General features: G+C 62.6%; 24 protein-coding genes. 10 read left to right on the plus strand and 14 right to left on the minus strand.

What is annotated here, in order from left to right; translation table 11 throughout:
• Nucleotides 1-44: 44 nt before the first annotated feature.
• On the plus strand, nucleotides 45-1,253 hold the full coding sequence (locus ASB57_RS11265; RefSeq protein WP_057652315.1) for a pyridoxal phosphate-dependent aminotransferase: 1,209 nt from the start codon (nucleotides 45-47) through the stop codon (nucleotides 1,251-1,253).
• Between the two features lie 29 nt (nucleotides 1,254-1,282).
• Here ASB57_RS11265 and ASB57_RS11270 read toward each other — a convergent pair whose 3' ends face one another.
• The 6 genes from ASB57_RS11270 to ASB57_RS11295 form a co-directional block, all read right to left on the minus strand.
• Entirely contained in the window at nucleotides 1,283-2,515 is a 1,233-nt protein-coding gene (locus ASB57_RS11270; RefSeq protein ID WP_057652316.1) for a M20 family metallo-hydrolase, read from the minus strand.
• Nucleotides 2,516-2,517: 2 nt separating this feature from the next.
• Nucleotides 2,518-3,588: an arginase family protein gene (locus ASB57_RS11275; protein ID WP_057652317.1), complete on the minus strand. Its 1,071-nt coding sequence runs from the start codon at nucleotides 3,586-3,588 to the stop codon at nucleotides 2,518-2,520.
• Nucleotides 3,589-3,636: 48 nt separating this feature from the next.
• Entirely contained in the window at nucleotides 3,637-4,491 is an 855-nt protein-coding gene (locus tag ASB57_RS11280; RefSeq protein ID WP_057652318.1) for an ABC transporter substrate-binding protein, read from the minus strand.
• 82 nt (nucleotides 4,492-4,573) lie between these two features.
• Nucleotides 4,574-5,329, minus strand: coding sequence for an amino acid ABC transporter ATP-binding protein (locus tag ASB57_RS11285; RefSeq protein WP_057652319.1), 756 nt, complete (start codon nucleotides 5,327-5,329; stop codon nucleotides 4,574-4,576).
• 31 nt (nucleotides 5,330-5,360) lie between these two features.
• Nucleotides 5,361-6,023, minus strand: a complete 663-nt coding sequence (locus tag ASB57_RS11290; protein ID WP_057652320.1) for an amino acid ABC transporter permease — start codon at nucleotides 6,021-6,023, stop codon at nucleotides 5,361-5,363.
• A 38-nt stretch (nucleotides 6,024-6,061) separates the two neighbouring features.
• A complete protein-coding gene (locus tag ASB57_RS11295; protein WP_057652321.1) occupies nucleotides 6,062-6,646 on the minus strand; it encodes a cupin domain-containing protein in 585 nt (194 codons plus the stop codon).
• Nucleotides 6,647-6,816: 170 nt separating this feature from the next.
• On the opposite strand from ASB57_RS11295, the gene ASB57_RS11300 reads away from it, so the two are divergent.
• The 3 genes from ASB57_RS11300 to ASB57_RS11310 all read left to right on the plus strand — a co-directional run bounded on the left by ASB57_RS11300 (nucleotide 6,817) and on the right by ASB57_RS11310 (nucleotide 10,483).
• Complete coding sequence (locus tag ASB57_RS11300) at nucleotides 6,817-7,737, plus strand: LysR family transcriptional regulator (RefSeq protein ID WP_057652322.1); 921 nt, start codon at nucleotides 6,817-6,819, stop codon at nucleotides 7,735-7,737.
• Nucleotides 7,734-9,524 carry a chloride channel protein gene (locus ASB57_RS11305; RefSeq protein WP_057652323.1) on the plus strand — a complete coding sequence of 597 codons (1,791 nt, stop codon included), beginning with the start codon at nucleotides 7,734-7,736 and terminating at the stop codon, nucleotides 9,522-9,524. The genes ASB57_RS11300 and ASB57_RS11305 overlap by 4 nt, the downstream gene beginning before the upstream one ends.
• 140 nt (nucleotides 9,525-9,664) lie before the next feature.
• Nucleotides 9,665-10,483, plus strand: a complete 819-nt coding sequence (locus tag ASB57_RS11310) for an aldolase/citrate lyase family protein (RefSeq protein WP_057652324.1) — start codon at nucleotides 9,665-9,667, stop codon at nucleotides 10,481-10,483.
• 5 nt (nucleotides 10,484-10,488) lie between these two features.
• On the opposite strand, the gene ASB57_RS11315 is transcribed toward ASB57_RS11310, so the two are convergent.
• Nucleotides 10,489-11,949 (minus strand): MFS transporter, encoded by a 1,461-nt coding sequence (locus tag ASB57_RS11315; protein WP_057652325.1) that lies wholly within the window; start codon nucleotides 11,947-11,949, stop codon nucleotides 10,489-10,491.
• Nucleotides 11,950-12,252: 303 nt separating this feature from the next.
• Between ASB57_RS11315 and ASB57_RS11320 the strand changes: the two genes are divergently transcribed.
• Genes ASB57_RS11320 through ASB57_RS11330 form a run of 3 tightly spaced genes read left to right on the plus strand, consistent with a single transcriptional unit; the run spans nucleotide 12,253 to nucleotide 15,399 of the window.
• On the plus strand, nucleotides 12,253-12,750 hold the full coding sequence (locus ASB57_RS11320; RefSeq protein WP_156414133.1) for a GAF domain-containing protein: 498 nt from the start codon (nucleotides 12,253-12,255) through the stop codon (nucleotides 12,748-12,750).
• Nucleotides 12,751-12,766: 16 nt separating this feature from the next.
• Nucleotides 12,767-13,744, plus strand: coding sequence for a tripartite tricarboxylate transporter substrate binding protein (locus tag ASB57_RS11325; RefSeq protein ID WP_057652327.1), 978 nt, complete (start codon nucleotides 12,767-12,769; stop codon nucleotides 13,742-13,744).
• Between the two features lie 17 nt (nucleotides 13,745-13,761).
• On the plus strand, nucleotides 13,762-15,399 hold the full coding sequence (locus tag ASB57_RS11330) for a gamma-glutamyltransferase family protein (protein WP_082621534.1): 1,638 nt from the start codon (nucleotides 13,762-13,764) through the stop codon (nucleotides 15,397-15,399).
• 49 nt (nucleotides 15,400-15,448) lie between these two features.
• On the opposite strand, the gene ASB57_RS11335 is transcribed toward ASB57_RS11330, so the two are convergent.
• Nucleotides 15,449-16,387, minus strand: a complete 939-nt coding sequence (locus ASB57_RS11335) for a LysR family transcriptional regulator (RefSeq protein ID WP_197425025.1) — start codon at nucleotides 16,385-16,387, stop codon at nucleotides 15,449-15,451.
• Nucleotides 16,388-17,475: 1,088 nt separating this feature from the next.
• Between ASB57_RS11335 and ASB57_RS11345 the strand changes: the two genes are divergently transcribed.
• Entirely contained in the window at nucleotides 17,476-17,856 is a 381-nt protein-coding gene (locus tag ASB57_RS11345; RefSeq protein ID WP_057652331.1) for a hypothetical protein, read from the plus strand.
• Nucleotides 17,857-17,864: 8 nt separating this feature from the next.
• Here the strand turns inward: ASB57_RS11345 and ASB57_RS11350 are convergent, their stop codons facing one another.
• From ASB57_RS11350 to ASB57_RS11365, 4 genes are read right to left on the minus strand one after another with little or no spacing between them, the layout of a single operon-like run.
• Nucleotides 17,865-18,800, minus strand: a complete 936-nt coding sequence (locus ASB57_RS11350; RefSeq protein WP_057652332.1) for a LysR substrate-binding domain-containing protein — start codon at nucleotides 18,798-18,800, stop codon at nucleotides 17,865-17,867.
• A 25-nt stretch (nucleotides 18,801-18,825) separates the two neighbouring features.
• Nucleotides 18,826-19,203, minus strand: a complete 378-nt coding sequence (locus tag ASB57_RS11355; protein ID WP_057652333.1) for a cupin domain-containing protein — start codon at nucleotides 19,201-19,203, stop codon at nucleotides 18,826-18,828.
• The gene (locus tag ASB57_RS11360) at nucleotides 19,200-20,552 is read right to left on the minus strand and encodes an APC family permease (protein WP_057652334.1); all 1,353 of its coding nucleotides are present in this window, start codon (nucleotides 20,550-20,552) and stop codon (nucleotides 19,200-19,202) included. The genes ASB57_RS11355 and ASB57_RS11360 overlap by 4 nt, the downstream gene beginning before the upstream one ends.
• Nucleotides 20,553-20,581: 29 nt before the next feature.
• Nucleotides 20,582-21,298: a glutamine amidotransferase gene (locus tag ASB57_RS11365; protein ID WP_057652335.1), complete on the minus strand. Its 717-nt coding sequence runs from the start codon at nucleotides 21,296-21,298 to the stop codon at nucleotides 20,582-20,584.
• 164 nt (nucleotides 21,299-21,462) lie between these two features.
• Between ASB57_RS11365 and ASB57_RS11370 the strand changes: the two genes are divergently transcribed.
• Nucleotides 21,463-22,014: a DUF4142 domain-containing protein gene (locus ASB57_RS11370; protein WP_057652336.1), complete on the plus strand. Its 552-nt coding sequence runs from the start codon at nucleotides 21,463-21,465 to the stop codon at nucleotides 22,012-22,014.
• A 23-nt stretch (nucleotides 22,015-22,037) separates the two neighbouring features.
• Here ASB57_RS11370 and ASB57_RS11375 read toward each other — a convergent pair whose 3' ends face one another.
• Both ASB57_RS11375 and ASB57_RS11380 read right to left on the minus strand, forming a co-directional pair.
• Nucleotides 22,038-23,381 carry an MFS transporter gene (locus ASB57_RS11375; protein ID WP_057652337.1) on the minus strand — a complete coding sequence of 448 codons (1,344 nt, stop codon included), beginning with the start codon at nucleotides 23,379-23,381 and terminating at the stop codon, nucleotides 22,038-22,040.
• Nucleotides 23,368-24,237: a nitrilase-related carbon-nitrogen hydrolase gene (locus ASB57_RS11380; RefSeq protein ID WP_057652338.1), complete on the minus strand. Its 870-nt coding sequence runs from the start codon at nucleotides 24,235-24,237 to the stop codon at nucleotides 23,368-23,370. The genes ASB57_RS11375 and ASB57_RS11380 overlap by 14 nt, the downstream gene beginning before the upstream one ends.
• 89 nt (nucleotides 24,238-24,326) lie before the next feature.
• On the opposite strand from ASB57_RS11380, the gene ASB57_RS11385 reads away from it, so the two are divergent.
• Entirely contained in the window at nucleotides 24,327-25,286 is a 960-nt protein-coding gene (locus ASB57_RS11385; RefSeq protein WP_082621538.1) for a LysR family transcriptional regulator, read from the plus strand.
• The last annotated feature ends 3 nt before the right edge of the window (nucleotides 25,287-25,289 follow it).

Below are 25,289 nucleotides of genomic sequence, written 5' to 3' on the forward strand. Positions count from 1 at the left end.
CAACACGCCCCGCCAAACGAGCTTCAAAACCCAGGCATCCAACCATGGCCTTCCTTTCCGACACGCTGTCCCGTATCAAGATTTCGTCCACGAATGCGATCACGCAGAAAGCCCGCGTCTTGAAAAGCGAGGGGCGCGATGTCATCGCGTTGAGCGCGGGCGAGCCGGATTTCGACACACCAGAGAACATCAAGCAGGCCGCCGTGGAGGCGCTGCTGCAAGGCAAGACCAAGTATCCGCCAGTCTGCGGTATTCCGGAGTTGCGCGCCGCCATCGTCGCGAAGCTGAAACGCGAGAACGGCCTGTCCTATGACGTCGCGGAGACCTTCGTCTCGGCCGGCGGCAAGCACATCATCTTCAACGTGCTCACCGCGACCCTCAATCCTGGCGACGAGGTCATCATCCCGGCGCCCTATTGGGTGTCGTATCCAGAGATGGTCAGCTTCAGCGCCGGTGTCCCGGTGATCGTGCCCACCACCCAGGCGGAGGGCTTCCGGCTGACGCCGCAGGCGCTCGAAGCGGCCATCACGCCGCGCACGAAGTGGCTGTTGATCAATTCCCCGTCCAATCCGTCCGGCGCGGCCTACAGCGCCGCCGACCTGCGTGGCCTGGCCGACGTGCTGCTGCGCCATCCGCAAGTGTGGGTTCTGACGGATGACATCTACGAGCACCTGCTGTACGACGGCGCGACATTCGCCACGATGGCGCAAGTGGAGCCCGCGCTCAAGGCCAGGACCGTCACGATGAATGGCATGTCCAAAGGCTATGCCATGACGGGATGGCGGCTGGGCTACTGCGCGGCACCGGTCGCCCTTATCAAGGCCATGGAGGTCATCCAGAGCCAATCGACATCGGGCGTTTGCGGCATCTCGCAGTATGCGTCGGTGGAAGCCCTGAACGGCCCCCAGGATTTTCTCGCGCCGCGCCGCCTGGCATTCCAGCGCAGGCGCGACCTGACGGTCTCGGCCATTTCAGCCATAGACGGCTTGACCTGCCCATCGCCGCAGGGCGCGTTCTATGTCTTCCCGTCCTGCGTGGGGCTGCTCGGATCGAAGACGCCTGATGGCAAAGTGCTGGAGACCGACCGGGATTTCGTCGACGCGCTGCTCGACGCGGAAGGTGTCGCCGTCGTCCATGGGTCGGCCTTCGGCTCCCCAGGCCACTTCCGCATTTCTTACGCAACCTCGGACGAGGAGCTGACCGAAGCGTGCACCCGCATCGCCCGCTTCTGCGCGCAGCTCAAGCGGGCATAGCGGCTTGGGCGGCTGGTCAGCCCAGGGCCCTACCCCGCCGTCGCCTGCAGCGTGCGCGCCACGTCCTGCAAGCCATCAAAAAAGACCTGGGCGCCCAGCACCAGGTGGTGGTCAGCGGTATCCTCCACCGGCGTGTGGCTGCGGCCATCGATGCTGGGCACGAACATCATCCCCGTGGGTATATGACGCGCCAGCACCATGGCATCGTGGATGGCGCCGCTGGGCATGGTCATCGCCTTGCCCTGCCGTTCTGCCGCCGCATGGTCGAGCGCCTGGCATAGCCGCGCATCCATCACGGCCGGCGGCAAAGCCCCCTGCTGCCGCAAGCTGACCGCAACCTGCCTGGCGCCGTCACGCTCGGCGACCAGCGCGGTCAGCGCCGCGCTCATGCGTTCCATGACCGGCGCGGAGATGTCGCGCAGCTCCACCGTCAGCTCGGCCACCTTCGGGACCACGTTGGCCACGCCAGGCGTGAACTGCACCGCGCCGAAATTCCACACGCTGTCGGTGGCGCTGGCCGCCTTGAAGCGCTGCTCACAGTCGATGGCGAACTCGAAGGCAGCCATGCCCGCGTCATGGCGCATCTCCATCGGGGTGGTACCGGCGTGGTCGGCCCGCCCGGTGAAGGTGACGATGTAGCGATGCATGCCTGCGATGCCACTGACCACGCCGATATCCAGGCCGGCCCGATCCAGCCTGGGCCCCTGTTCGATGTGCGCTTCCAGGTAGGCAAGGTGACGCTGCGGGTCCAGGCGCGCCAGTCCGCTGGCCGGCAGGCCGGCAGCCAGCGCGGCCTGCCGTAGCGTGCAGCCCTCATAGGCCAGCGTGTCCCACTGCGCCTCTTCAAGTTCACCGCAGAACGCGCGGCTGCCCAGGCAGCTTAGATAACGGCCTTCCTCGTCCGCGAAGGAAATGACGTCGATGCCGACGGGCGCCGCGGGCATCTGTTCCCGCAAGGCCCGCGCGGCCTCGATGCCGAAGACCACGCCCATGGACCCATCCAGCCAGCCGCCCGTGGGCACGCTGTCCGAATGGGAACCCACCAGCAGGGCATGCTTGACGCCAGGCGAACGGCCGTACACGTTGCCGACCGCGTCGATACTGGTATCGAGTCCAGCCTCGCGCATCTGGTCCGCCAGCCACCGGCGGCTGGCCAGATCCTCGGCCGAGAACGCGGGCCGGCAGACCCCCTTGCCCTTGGCGCCGAACTGCGCCAGACGGCGCAGCGTGGCCAGGACCCGATCGGTATCGATCTGCACCATGGTCAGAGCTTGCCCTCTTCCTGCTTGCGTTTTGCCATGCCGGCCATGAAATAGGTCAAGGCATAGACGATGACCCGGTACATGATGGCGGAGCCCGGCGGAATGCACAGGAAGGACAGGCCCGCGCAGCCCTTGCGGCCCACTTCGTAGGCGATGCGGATGGCCTCATAGTCGGTCATGCCCATGGGCTCGGCCAATTCGCCCAGCAGGTCGCCTTCGGTCGGACCCGCGCCGCCCAGCACGTCCATGTCGAAGTGCGCATAGACGGCGTCGGTGCCCTGATAGGCCTGGTCGAGATTCTTGACGACGCCTTCGATGCCCAGTTCCGTGCGTATCTTCCACATGGGCATGAAGCAGCAGCCTTCGCGCAGGAAACGCCGCACGATGCTGGCTTCTTCCAGCATGCCCCGCTCGCCGATCTCCACCAGATTCTTGATGGCGTATTCCGGGCAGTCGCGCAGCAGCTTGTCCTTCCAGTTGGTCGAACCCGCGATGTGGTCGTTCTTCGTGGCCCAGTCATAGGGGAAGGCGTCCCAATGCGTGTCCAGGCTGACCATGCCGACGGGACCCTTCACATGCTGAGCGATGGGACGACCCACGGCATAGGACGCGCAAGGCGAATTCTGGCCGATCACCACGGGAACCGCGCCGGCGTTGAGCGCCTGCTTGACCCGCTTCTCCACGGCATCCTGCGCTTCCAGGATACGTTCGACAGTGCCTTCGTAGCTGGCTTCGATGGGGATATCGACATCGCCATAATCGACCACCTTCAAATGCTCGAAGATATCGATGTCCATATCCTGCACATAGCCGCCACGGTAGCGGATGGATTGCTGCCGTACGCGCGTCGTCGCGGCCAGCCACTCGGCCTTGTCGACGCCACTGTATTTCTTGCCCCAGCCCGCCGCGAACGGCGAACCGATGATTACGACGTCCGCGCCCTGGATATCCTCTTCGCGTATCGCATACGGAACGCCCAGGAAAGTGGGCATGTCCTCGCGGATGCGCGGGAAGTGCGTGGTGCGCCAGTGTTTCCCGGCCAATATCTGGTCCCAGGTAGGATAGTGCGGCATGTCAGCTCCTGATCGGGAGCACGCGGCTCCCTGGTATTGGATAGTGAATTACTTGACGGTGACGGCGGACTTGGCCGGGAACTCACGCAGATTGGGCTGGTCGACGAAGCGGCCGCCATCCAGATACTTGCCGACCATGGCATCCCACTGGCCGGAGATCAGCAGATTGTCCAGACCGATGTCGAGCACCGACTGCAACTCGCTATTGCCCTTCTTCACGGTCCAGGCCACGGGCAGGAAGAACACCGGCTTTTCGGCGAACAAGACCTTGGTGGACGGCTGCTGCGCGACGAAGCGCCCGGCGGTGAAGCCGTCCTCGAAGCTGGCGTCGGCGCGGCCGGCTGCGACTTCCATGAAACCGGCGGTCAGGTTGCCGCCCCCCAGGGAAACCAGTTTTGCCTTCGGTATCGTGCGGCGCACCCAGTCTTCGGCGGCGGTCCCCTGCACCACGGCGATCTTGATGGCGGGGTCGTTCATGTCCTGCACCGTCTTGAAGCGCGTATCATCCTTGCGCACCACCGCCACGCTGCCCAGGTAGAGCAACGGCTTGGAGAAATCCACCACCATCGCGCGCTTGACCGTGGCGAAGGTGGCCGCGATGGACATGTCGAATTGATTGGCCTGCAAGCCGGCAACGAAGTTGCCCCACGTCGTTTCGATGAAGACGGGCTTCACGCCCATCTGCTCGGCGACGGCCTTGGCGGCCTCGACGTAGAAACCGGTGAGCTCACCCGACACGGGGTCCTTGGCGGTTCCCGGCGGCGACGGTACGTAGCCGATACGCAGTTCACCGCGCTTGGTGATCTGTTCCAGCTCGCCCGCGGCGTGGGCGGGAGCCAGGGCGGCCAGGCCGAGGACGGCGGCAGCGCCCCAGGCGGCCAGCGAAAAGATGCGCTTTTTCATGATGCTTCCTAGGTAGTGAGGAGTCTGTAAAGACGAGCGCCGTCCCCGCCATAACGGCGGTCTGGCACGGAGTGGGACCCGTTCAGTTCAAGACGCGGGAGAGAAATTCCCGGGTTCGAGCATTGCTGGGCGAGGAGAAAACCTGGTCGGGCGGCCCTTCTTCGACGATGTAGCCGCCCTCCATGAAGACCACGCGGTCGGCGACATCGCGCGCGAAACCCATCTCGTGGGTCACGATGACCATGGTCATGCCTTCCTGGGCCAGCTGCCGCATCGCGGACAGCACTTCGCCCACGAGTTCGGGGTCCAGCGCCGAGGTCGGCTCATCGAACAGCATCAGGCGAGGCTTCATGGCCAGCGCGCGGGCGATCGCGGCGCGCTGCTGCTGCCCGCCCGACAAGCGCGTCGGCTTGACGTCCCGCTTGTCCGACAGGCCGACCCGCGCCAGCAAGGCCTCGGCGTGCTGGATCGCTTCGTCGCGCGGCACGCCCAATACTTGCGTGGGCCCCTCGATGACGTTTTGCAGGATGGTCATGTGCGGGAAGAGATTGAAGTTCTGGAACACCATTCCCATCTGCGAGCGCAACTGGTTGACGCTGCGCTCGCTCGCGGGCTCGCGCTTGCCGGCGCGGTCGGTGTAGCCCACCAGGTGGCCGTCGAAATGCACGGCGCCCTGGTCGTAGCTCTCCAGAAAATTGATGCACTTCAATAGCGTGCTCTTGCCCGATCCGCTGGGACCGATGATGGCAACGACGTCGCCCGGCTCGACACGCAGGTTGATGTCCTTCAGCACTTCCAGGCTGCCATAGGACTTGCTCAGACTCTCGATATTGAGCATCGTTTTCCCCTTGTATATAGTGCGCGGCCGTTCAGGCGTGCCGCTGCAGACGATGTTCCAGGCGCCGCGAGATCCAGATCCACGGGAAGGTGATGGCGAAGAACACCAGCGCCAGGAAGGTATAGGTTTCCAGCGGCCGGTACGTCGTGGCGATCAGGTTGTTCGATTCCTGCAGCAGTTCATAGACCGCGATGATCGCGCCCAAGGTGGACAGCTTCATCAAGTTGGCGAACTCGTTGATGAAAGGCGGAATCATCTTCTGCAGGGCCTGCGGCAGAATGATGCGGCGCAGGGCCATCAGATGCGGCATGCCGATGGAGCGCGCCGCCATGAACTGGCCTTTGTCCACCGCATTGACGCCGGCCCGCACGATCTCGGCGATATACGCGCCGGAATGGATACCCAGCGCCACGATCAGCGCGGTCTTGGCCTCAAGCTGAAAGCCGAAAAGAATCGGAAAGCAGTAGTAGATCCAGACGATCTGCACCAGGGCCGGCGTCGCGCGGAAAAACTCCACGTACACGGATACCGGCATGCGGACGTAGGGCGAGCGCGACATGCGTGCGATCCCCGCGGGCAGGCCGATTACCAGGCCCAATATCGTGGCGGCCAGGGTGATTTCCAGCGTGACGATGGCGCCGCGCAGGAACACCGGCCAGTAGTCGGCAATGATGTGAAACTGCCAGTTGTACATAAAATCCCCTTGCTTGTTCCGACCGCACTCCGGCGGCCTTAGAACGTGGCGGGTGTGTTCACCCAATAGATACGGGCTGCCTCCGGCCCGGCGTTTTCATAACCGTGTGGTACCTGGCTCGGAAAATGGAAAGCGTCTCCGGCCTGCAGGGTGTATTGCGTGTCACCCAGCGTCAGCAGGACCGTGCCTTCAAGCACGATGCCGACTTCCTCGCCCAAGTGTTCGATCTGCCCGTCGCTGCGCGCGCCTGGCGGAATGATGTGGATATGCGCCTGCAACAGCGACCCGCGCTCGGCGTTATCCAGGCGCTCCAGCTGTATGCCGCCCTGGCCGTGGACGAACTGCGAGACCAGACGGCTGCCCTGGCGCAGCACCGGCCCGGAAGCCGGGCGCTCACCGATCAGATAGGACACATTGGTGTCCAGCGCGGCCGCCAGGCGGTGCAGCATGGCCAGCGACGGCGCCACCAGGCCGCGCTCAACCTTGGACACCTGGCTCTCCGAGCAATCCGCCTTGAGGGCACAGTCCTTGAGCGTCATCTTGCGCGCCAGACGGGCGTGCTTGAGACGGGTGCCAAGCTCCAGTGCGGCAGCGTCGGGGGCGGGGGTTCGAAGGTCGGTCATACGACGAGGCCTGTGCGCATTCACACAATCAAGTAACTTGATTCTGAAGAAATGTCATTTCTTTGACCAGAAGGGTTTTCCCTGTGGCGGTATTGCCACCCTCTTCGGCCCGATCGTCATCCGCGCTACACTTTCATTCCCATCAGTTATTTAAAAGATAACTAACGTTCATGAACCCGTCCCTGCGCGATCTCTCGTATTTCCTCGCCGTGGTGGCCCATGGCCATCTGGGCCGGGCTGCGTCGGCCTGCGCGGTGACCCAGCCGGCCTTGTCCAAGTCGCTCAAGCGGCTGGAGGAAGACACCGGCCTGGCCCTGTTCGACCGCGGCGCGCGCGCCGTGCGGCCGACCGCCGCCGGGCTGGCGTTCGCCGAGCATGCGCGCAAGGTGGTCGACCAATACGAAGACGCCATCCGTCATGCCCAGGCTTTGTCGTCGGGTGAAGGCGGTCTGCTCCGGGTGGGCGCCACGGCGGCGGCCATGGACACCGCCGTGCTGCCCGCGCTGGAAATCCTGCTGCCCGAGTCGCCCGGCCTGCGCGTGGTGTCAACCATGGGCGTCGCTGACGAACTGCATGATCTGCTTGAGCAAGGCGCGCTGGACGCCGTCGTCGCACCGATGGAGCGCGTCGTGCCCGCCGCCCTGCGCCAGCAGGCGGTCGGCCGCGACGATCTGCGCATCGTCGTCCGCCGCGGCCATCCCCTGTTGAAGCACGAAGCGGTCACCCTGGAAGTCCTTGCCGGCCAACGCTGGATCCTGCCCAAGCGCACCTCCCTGCTGCGACAGCAACTGGACGCGGCCTATGCGAATGCCTGGCTTGAACCGCCTGTCCCGGTACTGGAAGTCGATTTCGTGTCGGCCGGCGCGCTGAAACTGGTGGCCAAGGGGGACAGCCTGACCGTGGTCCCTGCCACCTTGCTGGAAGACGCCACTGGCGTGGTCGCTCTGCCCACCGCGGCGAAACTGCCCCTGCGGCGTGAAGTGGCGTTGGTGACGCGCCGCAGCGCCGTCTGGTCGCCGCAGATGAAGGCCTTGCGCGCATCCCTGCAACGGGCGAACACCGACGCCACCACGAATCAAAAAGACGCATGAAGATCCCCCGCTTCTTCCGCACCCGCGCCGACACGACGCGTTCGCCAGCGACCGAAAGCGCGGCACTCGGCTACCTGCGCGGCCTGCTCGTGGCCGCGCTGATGGGCGCGCTGGGTGCCCTGGCGGCACAGGCCTTCCGATCCAGCCTGGAACAGACCACCCACTGGCTATTCGGCAGCGACCGCGACATTTCGCAGATCTTCGCCACCCTGCCCTGGTATGTCCGCGTCGGCTGCCCGACCCTGGGCGCCGCCATCGCCGCCCTGATCCTGGTCCAGGCCTTGCGCCGTGAACGTGCGCAGGGCACGGTGTCCGAATACCTGGAGACCATAGACGGCAAGACCGATCGCATTCCCGTCCTGCCATCGCTGCTGCGTTGCGTGTCCTCGTTCTTCTCCATCGTGTCGGGCGGCTCCATCGGCAAGGAAGGCGCGATGGTGCAGCTCTCGGCCACCGCGGCGTCCTGGCTGTGCCATCCCTTCCGCGCACTGCCAGGCGCGCAGGGCGGCATGTCCGTGCTGCGGGGCGAGGACTTTCGCCTGGCAGTGGCCTTGGCAGCCACGGGGGGCCTGGCCGCGGTCTATCACACGCCACTGGCGGCCGCGATCTTCATTGCCGAGATTGCCTACGGCGGCCTGGAATTGCGGCGCGTGGGCTTCCTCTTTACCGCCGCCGCGGCGGCCACCTGGGTGGTCAGCGTGTTGGGTCAGTTCACTCCCCTCTACGCTCTGCCGCCCTTCGTCTTCGACGTCACGGGCCCGGCCATGCTGGCCGTGATTCTGGTAGGCGTGGCGGCCGGTGCGTCGGGCGCCCTCTTCCTGCGCGTCGTTCGACTGGCGCGCGCGGGCTTCGCACGCCTGCACGACTCCCTCGTGGTCCGCATGACGACCGGGGGCTTGATCGTCGGCCTGATCACGCTGTGGGCGCCGGACGTCACGGGCAATGGCTTCGCGCCCATCGTTGCGCTATTGGAAAGGCCGGCCGACGCGGGGCAGGCCCTGTCCTCTTCCTTGCTGATCCTGCTGGCGCTGAAGATTCTCGCCACCGCGGCGACCGTGGGCGCCGGCGCCATCGGTGGCTTGTTCACGCCGTCGCTGATGATAGGCGCGCTGGCGGGATCGGCCTGCGCGCCGCTGGTCGCGCAGTGGCTGGGGGTGTCGGACAGCGCGGTGCTGTTGGGCGTGGCGGGCATGGCCGCCGGCCTGGCGGCAACGACCCAGGCGCCGCTCATGTCCACGCTGATGGTTTTCGAGATGACACGGGAATCGTCCTTCGTGTTCCCCTTGATGGTGGCCACCGTGGTGGCCTACGCCACGTCCATGGCTTTGGGCGACAACGGCGCGTATTCCGTCACCGCGCGCCATCGCGCCCGGTCCGAGCGGCGCGGCCGGCTGGCCGACGCCACCGCGGCGGCGGTCATGCGGCCGCTGGCGAGCCCGGTCGAGGCGAGCACGTCCTTGCGCGCGGCCATGGAAGTCGGCCTGGCCGGCAAGAACCGCTTCGTCTTCGTCATCGACGACGATGCGCATTTCCGCGGCGCGGTGTGGCTGCAGGACATCGTGGCCCGCGTGAACGCCGGCGAGGCGGAGGCAGCCATCGGCTCGTCCACGTATGTGAAGGATCTACCCGTCGTCTACGCTGACCAGCGGCTGTTCGACATCTGGCAGACCGTGGTGGAATCGCCGGCCGAACGCACGCCGGTGCTATCCGATCCGCAATCGCGCCGGCTGGTAGGCGCACTCAACAAAAGCGAACTCTTGAAGCAGGCCCGCCAGCTGTTCGCGTGATCCGCGCCGTCAGACCGGCGTGGCGCGGCTTGCGGATAAACTGGCCCGTGAGGCAAAAGCCTGCAACCTGGCCCTGGCGGCACCTGGCCGCCGGACACTGCAACCGACAAGGGCGCCGCGCGCCCCGCTGCGAGGATTTCATGGAAACCCCGGTCAACCCCTTCAAAGCCGCCATCGCCGCCGGCCAACCCCAGATCGGACTCTGGCTGGGCCTGGGCAGCCCTTATACCGCCGAGCTCTGCGCCGCGGCGGGTTTCGATTGGCTGCTGATCGACGGCGAACACGGTCCCAATGACACCTTGACGTTGTTATCCCAATTGCAGGCCACGGCGGCATATCCCGCCAGCCATCCAATCGCCCGCGTCCCCATGGGCCATGGCGAGATCGGTGAAATGCTGATCAAACAGTATCTGGACCTTGGCGCGCAGACCCTGCTGGTGCCCATGGTCGACACCGCGGAACAGGCCGCGCGCATCGTTCGCGCCGCGCGCTACCCGCAGGACGATGGCAAGGGCGGCGTACGCGGAATGGCGGGCGCGCGCGCCTCCGCCTGGGGCCGCCGCGGCAACTATTTCAAGGAGGCGAATGCCCAGGTCTGCGTGCTGGTCCAGGTGGAAACACGCGATGGACTGGCCAACCTGGACGCTATCGCCGCCACGCCGGGCGTCGATGGCGTCTTTATCGGCCCGGCTGACCTGTCGGCATCGATGGGCCATGTCGGCAACCCCGATCACCCGGACGTGCAGGCAGCCATTACCGACGGCATCAAGCGCATCCTGGCCGCCGGCAAGGCGCCGGGGATACTGACCGCCAGCGAGACCTTGGCCCGCCAGTACCTGGAATTGGGCTGCACCTTCGTCGCCGTCGGCCTGGACACCAGCTTGCTGGTCCAGGCAACGTCAGCGCTTGCCGGGAAGTTCAAAGGCACACGAGCCGTAAAGCCCGGCACCGTCTACTAACACTTTCAGGCGCGGACACGGGGGCGCAGCGAGCCGCCCCCGATGGCGCTGCCCGCGTCCCGCGCCAGGCGCAGGTAGCCGACGATGGAAGCCAGGGTCAGCAATGCCGCCGCGGCGAAGGCCCACCTGAAGTCCGCCAGATCGAAATGCGCCAGGCCGGCGCCGGCCGCCGGCTGATGGATGGCGTCGGCGACCCGCAGGCAAAGCGCGCCGAAGGCGATACCCATGCCGATGGTCATCTGCTGTGCCACGCTCCAGAGCGTGCTGGCAGGGCCTTTCTGGGCGGGCGGCACATCGGCATAGGCCAGGGTCGCCAACAAGGAAAACTGCAAGGAACGCGCCAGGCCGTAGCCGAACAGGACCACGATCAGGATGAAGAGTGGCGTCGAAATATCGAGCAAGCCGAGGGTCAGCATGAGTACGCTGGCGATGCAGACATTCACCAGCGCCACGGTGCGGAAACCGTAGCGTCTGAACAGATGTGTCGTGAACAGCTTCATGCCGATATTGCCGACGGCGGTGGCCAGCAAAAGCAGGCCCGACTGGAACGGCGAATAGCCGTAACCGATCTGGAACAGCAAGGGGCAAAGGTAAGGCACGGCTTCGATACCGATGCGCGTCGCGGCCCCCCACAGCACGGTGACCGAATAGGTCGGCACTCGCAATGCCGAGATATCCAGCAGCGGATCCTGCACACGCTTCAAGTACCGGACGGCGGCGACGCCCAGAATTACGCCAGCAAGCATGAACGCCAGTGCATGGATCACGGGCGTCCCTTCGTGGCTGGCGAGCTCCGTGCCGTATAGCAGGCAGATGAGTGCCGCGCCGCTGAGCAGGAAGCCGGGGATATCGAGGCGCCGTTTCTTTTCGCCATATTGATTGGGCACGTAGGCGCAGACGGCCGCGAAAGCCGCGATCCCGAACGGAATGTTCATCAGGAACACCCAATGCCACGACGCGTAGGTGGTGATGAAGCCGCCGACCGACGGCCCGATGACGGGCGCGATGATGCCGGGCCAGGTGATCGTGGCGATGGCTTTCATCAATTTGGCGTTCTCGGTATTGCGGACGACGATCATGCGTCCGACCGGCACCATCATCGCGCCGCCTATCCCTTGCAGAATACGGGCGAAGGTAAAGAAGCCCAGGCTGGAGGAAGACCCGCAAAGCACCGACGCAAGGGTGAATATGACCAGCGCGGCGGCGAAGACCGTGCGCGAGCCGAAGCGATCCGCGATCCAGCCGCTGATCGGGATGAAGACCGCGAGCGTCAGCATATACGCCGTCATGCCCAGACTGACTTCATTCGGACCGACGGAAAACGACTTGGCCATCTGCGGCAAGGCGGTCGCGATGACCGTCGTGTCCAGATATTCCATGAAGAAAGTCGCCGCGACGATATACGGAAGAATACTGGCGTGCTTCACGCCCGCATCTTTCGCCAGGGTTTGATCTTTGTTTTGCATCTATCTGTGGGGCCCTGTTCTTCCGGCGACTTGGGGGTAGCCGCCGGCAAACCCAGCATTGGCTGGACGCGAAAGTTTACGCCAGACGCCGTTACATCCAGGGCCGCTACCGGGGATTTCCCTAATGCAGGCCTTACCGGCAGGTCAGGCGGGCAGGCAGCCCGGCACTGGCGAACCGTGGGCATGAGCTGCGGCTCATGGTTCTTCAGTTTTATTTCATTAGGCCCGACGCATAGCCCGCACACAAAATGAATTCTTCAGGGAGATGGCGGACCGACGCCATCCCATTCTGCCCGGGTGACCATGGATCGATATCTGAAGGAATTGCAGCGGACAAGCACCACCCTGGCGGCGGCAGGCACGCCGATGCAGCGGCTGCACGATTTTGCTGAAGTCTTGCACGCGTGTGTGGGTTTCAAGCTGTTGACCGTGCTCGTCATCGATCGCGTGCGGGACGAATCGCGGCGCGTCTATAGCAGCCGGCCGGATATCTACCCTGTCTCCGGGGCCAAACCCATCAGGCCGGATAGCCCCTTTTTCAAGAAGGTCATCGAACGCGGCGAGCCCTCGATCAGCCGCACGCTGGACGAATGCGCGGCCGCCTTCCCCGACCACGAAGTTTTCGCGGCCCTGGGCTGCGGATCTGTAGCGAATATTCCAATTAGATGGAACGGCGTCACCTTGGGGTCATTCAACCTGGTTGCGGAGGAAGGAAAGTATTCCGACCGCGATTTGCCCATTCTCAACACCATTGGCGCCCTCGCCATTCCTGTCATCCTGCAGGCGCTGGACCGCGCTTGAATAAAAAGGGGTATCCATGAAACGCCTACGACGTACTCTCTGCGCGACCGCCCTGGCGGCTGCCCTGCCGATAAGCCTCGTCCACGCGGCGGACGCAAGCTTCCCCGAAAAGCCGATCTATCTGATCTACCCTTATGCGCCCGGCTCGGCGTCGGATACCCTGGCCAGGCTTACCGCCGAAGTACTGCAAAAGCAGTTGGGCCAAACCGTCATCGTGGACGGCAAGCCGGGAGCGGGTGGCTCGATCGGATTGGAGTATGTGACGCGCGCCAAGCCAGATGGCTACACCATCGTGTTGACCGCCACCGGCACGGTGGCGGTTAATCCACAGCTATACAAGCTGCGCTACAACCCCGTGAAGGATCTCACCCAGCTCACCATACTGGCCGAGGTACCCTTCGTATTCGTCGTCAACAACGACTTCCCGGCAAAAGACCTCAAGAGTTTCATCGCGCTGGCGAAGCAGAAACCAGGCGCCATCACGTCCGGCAATGCGGGCACCGGCACCCACGCCAATCTCACCCAGGTATCCTTCGAGAAAGCCGCCGGCATAGACTTGAACCTGATTTCCTACAAGGGCGGCTCGCTTGCGGTGACCGACCTGATCGGCGGGCATCTGGACTCGATGATCGATAACACGGCGTCGCAGACACCCTATATCACCAGCGGTAAAGTCACCCCCTTGTTCGTCACCAGCGATTATCACATCGCCAATTACCCGCAGGTGCCCACCGCCAAGGAGCTGGGCCTGCCGGATTTCGCCAGGACGGGCTGGTTTGGACTGGCCGCGCCGGCCGGTACGCCGGCTCCCGTGATTGCCAGGTTCCAGGACGCTCTGCAGAAGGGCATGAAAGATCCCGCGGTCAGCAAGCGCCTTACCGAAATTGGATTTGTTCCCGTCATCAGCGACGCGCCGACCGCGCAGCAGCGGGCGCAGGAAGATTATGAAAAACTGGGGAAGATCGCCCAGGATATGCACATCAAGCCTGAATAACATAGGAGCTCTCCCCAATGTCCCGCCGCCCTACCCCCCGCATGCCCAATCCCAGCGGCATGGTTTCCGCCCCGCAGCCGGAGGCTGTCGATGCGGGTGTCGAGATCCTGCGTGCAGGCGGCAACGCCGTCGATGCCGCCATTGCATGCGCCCTGGTCCAGGGCGTCGTAGACCCGCTGATGTCAGGCATCGGCGGCCTGGGTGTCATGCAGGTGTATGACCCCAAGACCAATACGCATCAAGTGTATGAAGGCATAGGCGGCTGCCCCCAGGAAATCAAGTCCGACCTCTGGGAAAAGACCTACCGCGGCGAAACCACCGACGGCTTTGGCTTTATCGTCGATGGCTACGAAAACGAGTGCGGCGCGCGCTCGGTGACGGCCCCCGCCGTGCTGAAGCTGATGGAGCACGCACATGGCAAGCTGGGCAAGACCGATTGGAAGGCGCTCTTTCCGGCCGCGATCGGCTATGCCGACAAGGGGTGGTTGGTACGTCCCCACGTCTACACTGTCTTCACTCAGAATGAACGTAAATATGGCCGCCTGAACTACGGCGAAAAGATAGGCATCACCGAGGACGGCCGCCGTATTTATCTGGACAAGGATGGCAACCTGCGCAAGCCCGGGGAAAGGATATTCAATCCGGACCTGGCCCGCACCCTGCAATCCATCGCCGATAAGGGCTCCGACGAACTGTATTTCGGCGATCTGGCCCGAGCGACCGTCGATGACGTCCGCAAGGCGGGCGGCTTTTTGAGTATGGAAGATCTGGCGGCCATCCAGGTGTTGGAATCGCGTCCCCTGACGTTCGATTTCCGGGGCTGGGGCGTATCGGTTCCGCATCCCCCTTTCGGTGGGGTTCTCGTCGCCCAGGTTCTGAAAATCGCCGAGCAGTTTCCCCTCACGGAACTGGGCCACAATTCCGAAGCCTATATTTCCGTTCTGGCGGAAGCCATGAAGATGGCCCTGCACGAAAAGGAAATGCACTTCGGCGATCCCCTGCAGGTTTCCAACCCCGTCGAGCGAGTACTGTCCGACGCGTCGATCGAGGCCTATGCCGAGCGTATCCGCTCCGGTCAGAAGTACGATCTGCCCCGGACCAAGATCAACGACAGCAAACATACGACGCATGTCTCGGTGGTGGACAAGGACGGTATGTTCGTGTCATTCACGCACACTTTGGGCAACCCCTCCGGCTTTATCGTGTCGGGCCGCGGCTATATGCTCAATGGGGCGATGAGCACCTACGATCCGATACCCGGCCGGCCGAATTCCATCGCGCCTGGCCGCCGACGTTTTTCCACGATGTCGCCCACCCTGATTTTCGACGGCGCCACGCCAGTGGCGACCTTGGGCGCGCCGGGCGCATCATGGATAGGTCCGGCCGTCGCCCAGGTGATATTGAATCTGCTTGAATGGGGCATGGATATGCAGGAGGCCATCATGGCGCCACGCATGGTCGCTACCAGCAATGCCATCGATATTTCAAACCGCATTCCGCCCCGGATACAGCAACAGCTGGAGGAGCGCGGCTACGAAGTACGCCGGACCCATCTGAGCTATGCCTTCGCCGGTGTCCATGGCATCAGCAAATTCGACGGCAAGTTGAGCGGCGGCGCGGATCCTCAACGCGACGGCTACGCGGGCGGGGCCTGATTGAAACCCGGACGCGGGCAGGCGCATCAGGCCGGCCCGCGCCATCTAGCTATACGGGAAGCGCGAGCAACATGGCGATGAAGCTATCCGCCGTGCGCGACTTGTCGCCACGCCGCCAGACGATCCCTTGCGGCAGATGCCCGTGTTGCAGGGGTAAGGCGCGCAAGGAACTGAAATCCGCCAGCCGCCGCGCAAGCGTGCCGCTGGTGATGGCAACATAATCGGTCTTGCCCAGGATCACCTCGGTCGCCAGAAAGGAGACGGTTTCGACGTGGGGATGCAGGTCCGCCCGGCCATGCTCAAGCATGACGCCTTCCAGTATTGTCCTGACCAGCGTGTTCTTGAGCGGCATGATCCAGGGATATTCGGCCAGGTCCGCCCAGTGGGGCTCGTGCACCTTAGTCAGAGGATGATCGCGGCGGACGATGGGGACCAGGGTTTCTTCCTTCAGGACCACATGATCCAGGCCCGGCTTGTGAACCTGGCCATCCAGCGTGCCGACGAAGAGATCGAGCCGACGTTTTTCCAGACCATCTATCAGCGTGGCCAGGCTACCTTCTTCAAGGCGGATGACTGCGTCGGGGTGCTCCTTCTGGAAGGCCACGACAGCTTGCGAAACAATGCCGGCGGCGCCGGCACTGGTGCTCCCTACTCTAAGCATTTCCGGCGCCGAGCCGACGATCGCCTGCAACTCCTCTTTTGTACGCGCGACGTCGCCCAGCACGCGTAAAGCCAACAAGCGAAATGTCTCGCCTGCCTTCGTCAGGCTGATGCGGCGGTCGCGCTTTACCAGGCGCGTTCCGACCAGGGCTTCGAGGTCCGATAACCAATGCGACATGGCGCTTTGCGTCATGTGCATGCGTTCTGCCGCACTCGACAGCGTCGCTGAAGTTTCCAGGGTCAGGAAGACTTCCAGGTGCCGGATCTTCAAGCGCCGGATCCAGTCTCCCCCACCCGCTGGCAAATCATCCTTATGGTCTTCCGTCATCCCGGCATCCGCGTCATTGCAGGTTTGCAACCCTGCTGCGGATTTTCGCATAAGAGACCGGCATGATTATCATGGGACTAACCGGCGCGCGTGCCCATGGCGGCGCGCGGGTCAGGATTCAAGGAGCCCGCTGCGGGAGCAGCCCACCTGCGACGGAATTCGACCCTCCAGTCGCCGCGATGGGGGGGACGACCGTAGTGTGCCGCAACAGCCTTGCCTCCATCCTGGACATTTGAAAGCTCATTAGGGAGACAAGAAGCGCTCCGCCGCCCAGGCTCATACCGACCATCCATCGTATGAGTCTCGCTTCCAGCCCAGCCATCTCGGTCCTGATAGATATGCACTCCACTCTCAACTCATGCTGGTCGGATTTGAACTCCGCTCTCAACTCTTGCGACTCAGATTTAGAGGCCGCTCTAAACTCTTGCAGCTCAGATTTAGACTCCGCTCTAAACTCTTGCAGCTCAGATTTAGAGGCCGCTCTAAACTCTTGCAGCTCAGATTTAGACTCCGCTCTAAACTCTTGCAGCTCAGATTTAAACTCCGCTCTAAACTCTTGCAGCTCAGATTTAGACTCCGCTCTAAACTCTTGCAGCTCAGATTTAGACTCCGCTCTAAACTCTTGCAACCCCGATCTCAAATTTTGGAAGTCGGATTTAACCTCCGTTCTCAATTTCTGCAAGTCGGAGTCAGCCTCGGATCTCGACGCTTGTAACTCCGCCCTCAACTTCTGCAAGTCAAACTTCGTTGCCAACGTCGGCAGCACCATGTCGAGGATCGTTTCCACGCGAATCAACCGGGGCCGGATATCCGCTCCGCCTCGCCGCGCCCTCCCCGCCGATTTTGGATCTTTATGAATGCGCACGTTTTTACCTCCCAGGGATAATGGTTGACGCCTATGCGTAGGGAACAGTTCCAGGCAATGCGTTTCCATCCTCGATCTCCATGCATCCTCGCGCTGACCACGATCGCTATCTTGCCGACCGGGGCATGCCGTGGCTATTCGCAAACATACGCAAGGGAAATCCCGTAGAGTGGCCGTGGCGACATCGCAATCGCCGCCATAATCTGCAACAAGGAAGCCGCCGATGCCAGCCCGACCCAACTCACTCACCTGGATCTTCGACGTGTTCGAGCGTGAGGAGACTTATCTTGCCAAACCCATGTTCGGCTGTCTGGCCGCGTATCTCGACGGCCTGCTATGCCTGGTGGCCGCGGATCGGGACGAGCCCTGGAGTGGTTTGCTGGTATGTACCTCGCAAGACCGTCACGAGGCGCTCATCGAGGAGTTGCCCGCCCTGCAGCCGCATCCTGTGCTGGGCAAGTGGCTATATGTGCCGGAAACCGATCCGGGTTTCGAGGACACTGCCGAAAGCGTGGCATTGCTGGTGCTCGCCCGCGATGAACGCATAGGCGTTGAACCCAAGCCCCGACGCAAGGGCGGGCGTATCTCGCTACCCAAGGGATAACGCACGCTTCAGCTATTCGTGCCGTGCAGGACTTTCGTCCTGATCTTCGCGTAAGAGACCAGCATGCCCATCAAGGACGTGGCCAGCGGCGACAGCGGCGGGGACGCCCGGTGGATGACCGCCGTCGGAAACGTCTTCAGGGGCGTGGCGATGGGGAACATCGCCAGCTCCGTATGCATGAACTTCTGCGTGAAGATCGCGGCGGGCAGCACGGACAGCATATCGCTGCGCGAGACCAGCAGGATGGTGTCGGACAGGGAATCGCAAATCACCGAAATCTTCGGCTTGCCCAATCCCGCTTCCGCGAACATCGTTCCCACACTGCTGCCCGACGCGCCAAAGCGGTCGGTCATGCCGGTTTCCACCCAATCGCTATCCACCAGATCCATGACGGACCGACTATGCGCCAGCGGATGGCCCTTGCGTCCGACGACGACGGGCTCCGTGGGGAACAACGGTATCGTGACCAGCCCGGTAGTATCGAAATCGTCGGGAATCGACGATACGGAAAGCTCCAGATGCCCCGACCGAACCATGGGGATCAATGAATGGGAGAAACCGGGGGTGACGCTAAGCTGCGCCAAGGGATAGCGGCGCCGGAATTCCGCCGTCACCGCCGGCAAAAGATTCAGCGACGCGACCGGCGAGATGCCCAACTCGACCTTGCCCGCCTCGCTGCCCCGTAGCTGCAGCAACTTCGACTCCGCCCGCTCACACTCCCGCAGAATGGCAACGGCATGGTGAAACAGCTGTTCCCCCACCTCGGTCAGCGTGACGCCACGTGAGGTCCGCAGAAACAGTTCAGACTGCGTGGTCTGCTCAAGCCGCGCGACGCTTTTGGTGAGCCCGGCCTGCGAAACACCCAGTTCCCGTGCCGCGGCCCGCACCCCGCCATGATTGACGACTGCCAGAAAATCCCTAAGCTGCTGCAAAGTCATGGTCATGGCTGGGTTCCCGAATCCGCCATTATCACTGACCAGCGGCCGGCGCCTCGTCCTTCACCTTCACGAAATCGAAGGCGCCCACGCCTTGTATGAGCAGATAGCTGGCGCCCTCCTGATCCACCGCCTGGAAGCGATGCACCCGCTTACAGGCAATCTGGTAGCTCTGACCCGACTGAAGCTCGATGGATTCCGCGGGATCGGCAAGCAATATCTGCAAACGCCCTGTCAGGACATAGAAAAGGTCGGACACCGACGTGTGGAAATGCCAAGGGCTTTCCTGGCCCACGCTGACGCGAAACTCCGTGACACGATAGGTCGGGGTCTCGACCAGCCGCTTCTTGTACTCGGTCGCATAGCTACCCGGATCCGCGGCGTGCCTTTCCGCGTTTGTATTCGAATTCATGTTGATGACTCCAACTGGAACTGGCGCTGCGCGGTCTCACGTCGACGGCCTGCAAACACCACATAGCCCGCCGCCGCCAGGAACAGCACACCTTCGATCACCAGCAAGTGCATGGGAAGGCCGGACATAAGGTAATAGAACTGCCCCGCCATGCACAACAAGGCGAGAGCAACGCAGGTATACAGAAGCCCCGGCCGCAGACGGAAAGGGGCAGCCGCATATTCGGCCGGATACTTCTTTGGCAAGAGCGCGCAGCCCGCGGCCGGAATCATGTTGATCGCCACCAGGGCGCCGAACCCGAGACGGGCGATGTCCACTACCGTAATACCGCTCACAATCACAAAGACGCCCAGAACGTAGAAGAAAATCAGACAGAAGTGCGGCGTGCCGAAACGGGCATTCACCGTGCCGAAGCGCTTCGGCAGCCAACCGTCTTCACAAGCAACGACCAGCCCCTTCGTAATCCATTGGAAAACGCCGTTGAGCGTGGTCGCGATCGACACGATGGCCCCCGCGATCGTGAAATACACGAAGTAGCCATGCGGCATGATCTTTTGCGCGACATACGTTAGAGGCTTATTGGCCACATCGGCAATTGGGAAAACCCCTGCGGCGACGAACGCAATCACCACGTAGACGAGCGTCACGCCGAAGGTGCCGACGATCAGCCCGATAGGCAGGTCGCGCGCCGGCCGTTTCATCTCGCCACCGAGTTCCGCCACGGTGACGGCGCCGAAGCTCGAATAGGCGACGAGTCCTATGGCCTGCAACATGCCGTTCAAGCCAGAGGGCAGCAACTCGGTCATGTGCGTGAAGCTGCCGATATCGACCTTGGAGATCCCCCAGATGACGAAAAGCGCCAGTCCGGACAGCTTGACCAGGACCAGCCACCGCTGCATGAAGGCCGCGGACTTCAGGCCAAGAAGATTAAGGACGAAAAAGAAGGTCAGAACGCCAAAGGCGGTCCATTGAATGTGCGCGCCGGGAAACAGCCCCTGGACATACTGCGCGAACGACAGTGCGAACAATGCAATGGTCACTTTCGACATGATGACGCCAAGCTCGAACAGAAAGCCCCATCTTGGGCCCAGCAGCAGTGACGAATAGCGATACCCGGCGCCGGTTGTCGGAATCGCCGAACACATCTGCGCCATCGGAATGACATTGATGCAGTTCACGATACCCGCGATGAAGAACGCCAGGGCCACGCCTTTGCCCGTCAGCCCGATCCCGGGACCCATCAGCACCAGCACCCCGGGGCCTATCGTCAGTCCCACCGTCAGCGCCAGGACATCCGTCAAACCCAGCACCTTCTTCAGCTTTGCCTCTTCCCCACTCTTCGTTTTCATTTTGTTTGTCTCCTTGACCGGATCCTTGTTTACAGCGCTTGCGCGACAAATCGAGAGAGAAGCGCGGTGGCTTCAGGTGCTGGCTTTACACCTGCCAGCAAGCCGTCGAGGTCCTCGGCGGCCTCGTGTTTGGCGCGGGCGTGATAGCGGACGATGGCCGCACAGCTCTCCGGTGTGAATTCAGGATGGAACTGCACGGAAATCGCCTGCGGGCCGTAGCGCAGAATCTGGTGGGAATCGTGGGCGGACCGCGCCAGCACCTGGGCGCCAGGTGGCACGTCGATGACGGTTTGCATGTGGGTCAGATGCGCCGCGAAGCGCGCGGGCATACTCATCAGCAACGGGTCGGCCAAGGCATCGTCGTTCAGCTGGATTTCATGGCAACCGATCTCTCCACCCGCCGGGTGATACCCGACGTGACCGCCCAGGGCATGCGCCATCAGGTGATGCCCGTAGCAGACGCCAAACAGAGGCATTTCCATTGCCATCGCGTCGCGTATCCACTGCGCGGTGGCCTCGCTCCAGGGGTGGCGGTCCGAGACCATTGCCCATGATCCGGTGATGATGGCGGCACGTGCCGGATCGGGAGAAGGCAGCGCTTCACCTTCAAACACACGGACGACTTCCACGTCGTCCGGGGATAAACCGAGTGCGCTGCAAAACCAGGCGGGATAGTCACCCAGCGCCAGCCGGATCTCGTCCGGCGGCGACCCTGCCTGTATTAAAACGATTGTTTTCTTGTCCACACCGAAACCCTCTCGACTGCTGCCTGAAAAAACAGATCGGAGAGTCTCATGGCGCCTGAGTCCCGGGAAGATTCTTTCCGCTATCGCGTTCGCGCTTCGCTATCGCCCGCCGCGGCACGGCGCTTGCATGGGATAAGCGTCCCTAATCGAACGAAGGAATCCTCATGAGCAAATCCATTGCTGGGCTGGCACTGGCCGCCTGCTGCGTTATGACCGTCCCCCTCGCCGCGTCTGCCCAGACCGTGTCCGGCTCCGGGGCGCAGACCGCCACGCGCCTTTCCAGCGCGGACAAGAGTTTCCTTGAGAACGCCGCTCAAGGCGGATATACCGAAATCGAAGGCAGCAAGAAGGCGCTGCAGAAGTCCAAGAATGCTGACGTCACCGCATTCGCCAACCAGATGATCAAGGATCACACCGCGGTAGGCGAGGAACTGGCGGCTTTGGCCAAATCCAAGGGCTATACGCCGCCCACCGAGCCCTCACTGCTGCAAAAGGGCGAGCTGAAAGCCCTTGATGTGACGGACGACAGTTTCGACAGCCTGTACGCACGTCGCATCGGCGTGGCCGCCCATGAAAGCACGGTGAAGCTCTTCCAGAAAGCCGCCAAGGAATCCAAGGATGCCGATATCAAGGCTTTCGCGCAAAAGACATTGCCCGGCCTGCAATCGCACCTGGCAATGGCCAAGGCATTGCAAGCCAAGGTCAGCAAGAAGTAAGTTCCGCCATCTGGTCAGCAGCGCTACTTGGTCGTGGCGCTGTCCAGATCGCCCTCCTGCAGCATGGGACGCTGATAAGTCTCCGGCATACGCAGAATGAACGGCACCGCCAGGAGGAATACAGCCACGGCGTAATAGGCAGGCGCCAGGTTGTTATGCGTGAGGCCAAGCAGATATGTGCTCAGGAAAGGCGCCGTCCCGCCGAACAATGCATAGGCGGCATTGACACTGATCGATGCGCAGCTCAAGCGCACGCGGGTGGGAAAGAGCTCCAGCAAGGCAATCGGCAGCGGCCCCCAAAAGAGACCACCGGCGATGGCGATCAAACCCTGTCCGAGTATCGCGTGGCCCAAGGTCCCCTGCCCCGCCAGCATATAGCCGGGAATCAGCGTCACGATACTCAGTAGCAATGCACCAAGGAGAACCGGCTTGCGCCCGAAGCGGTCCGACAGGTATCCGCCCAGATTCATGGCCAGGAACGCAAGGACCAGCGCAATGCAGTTGGATATCAAGGCGTCATGGGCGCTGAGCCTGGTCGTCGTCACCAGGTAAGTCACGAAGTAGCCGGCCAGGGTATAGAAACCCAGACTGGATAAGGCTGACAACACAAAGGTGAAGGCGACGCCCGCGCGGTGCTCTTTCAACGTGGCAAGGAAGGGTTGCGCCGGTCCACGCCGGGCCGCCTTTGTCGCCTCGAAGGCGGGCGACTCGCCTACCTTCGCCCGGATATAAATGCCGACGAGCGCCAGCGGCGCACCAAGCAGGAAGGGAATCCGCCAGCCCCAGTCACTGTACTTATCGGGCCCAAGCGCGCTGGTCACGCCGAGCACCACTAACGCGGCCGCGATCGGGCCCACATTCGCGAAAGAGTAGGTAAAGGCGACGGCTATACCGCGCCTGCCTTGCGGCGCGTGCTCGGCGACAAAGGAGTTCGATCCTGTCGCTTCTCCCGCCGCCGACAGCCCTTGCAGCATCCGGCACAGCACGAGCAGTGCCGGTGCCCAGACACCGATCTGCGCATAGGTTGGAAGCAGGCCGATGCCGATGGTGGATATACCCATCAGAAGAATGATGGCGGCGAGCGTCGATTTTCGCCCATAGCGGTCGCCCAGCCTGCCGAACACGTAGCCACCGAACAAGCGCATCAGAAAGCCGACGGCATAGACCGCGAACGTCGACAGCAAGGCGGCCACCGGGTCGGAATTCGGAAAGAAGAGTTTTGCCAGCATCGTCGCGGAATAGGCGTACACGACAAAGTCGTACCATTCCACGAACTGCCCCATGGCGGCCGAAACCACGACCTTACGCATCTCGCGCGGTGCTTTTTCGGAAGCTTGAACCCCAGGCAGGGAATCAGCGAACGCCATGCTGCACCCCCTCACTTGCGGCATCGCGTTGCATGAGCATGTAGCGGCGCTGCGACACGCAAGGCAGTATGGACCTTACGTAGGCCTGGCGCGCCATATCCATGCGCCCACTGGCATAACCGGCGCTCTCATGCACGCCCGCGATGACGGCGCCCATCGGATCGACGATCATCGACAAGCCTACCGAATTCGGCGCGGGCTGGCAGCAGGCCACGACATAGCAGGTGTTTTCAATGGCACGAGCTCGCGCCAGCGTTTCCCACTGCAGGGCCTTCAACGGTCCAGCCACCCATCCCGATGCCACGATCAGCGCATCCGCGCCCTTCTCGACAAGAAGCCGGCTCATCTCGGGAAAGCGCAGGTCATAGCAATTCAGCAGTCCGAACTTGATCCCGTCGCATTCGAAGACCACCAGCTCTTCGTAATTCGGTTGGAGCGGCACGCGATCGTGCTTCTCGCTCTCCTTGAAGTCGAAGGCGTCGTAATGGTGCAGCTTGTCATACTGTGTGGACTTGCCACTTCCCGGCTGGAACAGTGCCAGGACATTGCGCGAGCGCCCCTTCGTCGACGAAGGCAGGTACAGGCCCGCGACGATGGCGATGCGGTGGCGATCGGCGTAGGACTGAAGCGTCGCCTCGACTTGCGCGCCGTGCGCCATGGCGGCTTGGGCAATCACGTCAGCAGGCTCGGTGAACAGGTACATCACCGCTTCGGGAAATACCACCAAGGACGAGCCCGCACGACTGGCGGCCTCGACGACGGCTTCGATTTCCTTGAGGTTATGGGACACGTCTTCGGTGCCCGCTACCTGTCCAACGGTAACGGTCGTGCCCACGGGCCGAATGCCTGCATTCATGTGTTTTGTCTCCTTATGAGGTCCATTTTGCCCAGCGCCGGAAAATCCGCGTCGGTATGGACTAACGGCCATTTTTGCCGGATCGACATATGTGGTCCAATATCAATTTAGCGTCGATTGATACCCTGCAGGAATCAATGAACCACCTCCCAGACCAGCAGCGGATGCGCGCTTTCCTGGCCGTCTCCCGACACCTGAATTTCCGCGTCGCCGCGGAATCCCTGCATGTGGCTCAGCCTGCGGTCAGCCGCGCGATAAAAACCCTGGAAGAAGAGCTGGGCTTCAAGCTGCTGGAGCGCACCACACGTCGGGTCGAGCTGACGCCTGCCGGGGCCGCTTTCGCCCAGCAGATAGAACAGGCGTTTGGCCAGATCCATCAAGCCGTACGCGTTGCCCGTATGACGGCGGCGGGCTTGGCAGGCACGCTGGTGCTGGGATATTCCACGCTCACGGTCTATGGACTGATATCACGCGGCGTCGTGCAATTCCGGGAGGAAGTGCCCGAAGCCGACGTCAGCCTTTACCTGATGTCCTCGCACGAGCAGCTTGCCGCCATCGGCCGCGGCGAAATAGACGTGGGTCTGCTCTTGTCGGCTGCCTGCGATGACAGCTGTCAACACCAGCACCTCTATCGGGAGCGCCTGGTGGTTCTCGTGGCGAAATCCGACCCGATCGCCAAGCGCACGAAGCTGTCGATGAAAGACCTTCGAGAAATTCCTTTTGTCTTCGGTTCCTTTAAACGCTGGGGGCCCTTTCGCTCCGTCGTCGACAGCATCTGTCTGAAGTCCGGCTTTTTACCCAAGGTCGCCGAGCATGGTGACGACATGCCCGTGCTACTCCGCCTGGTGGCGTTAAGACGAGGCGTGACTTTGTTTCCTGCCTCCATCGTCGATTCGCTTCCCCCCGACATCGTCGCGATACCCCTGCGCGACCAGCACGCCGCGCTCGATGTCAGCATCGCCTGGCGCAATGGCCAGCCTCTGCGCCTCGTGGAAAAATTCCTCGATTCATTGAAAAGCGTCGCTGCCCAAATCTCGCCCTCCCGCTGAGCC

Origin of the sequence: Bordetella sp. N (assembly GCF_001433395.1) — a bacterium.
Lineage (GTDB): Bacteria > Pseudomonadota > Gammaproteobacteria > Burkholderiales > Burkholderiaceae_B > Bordetella_C.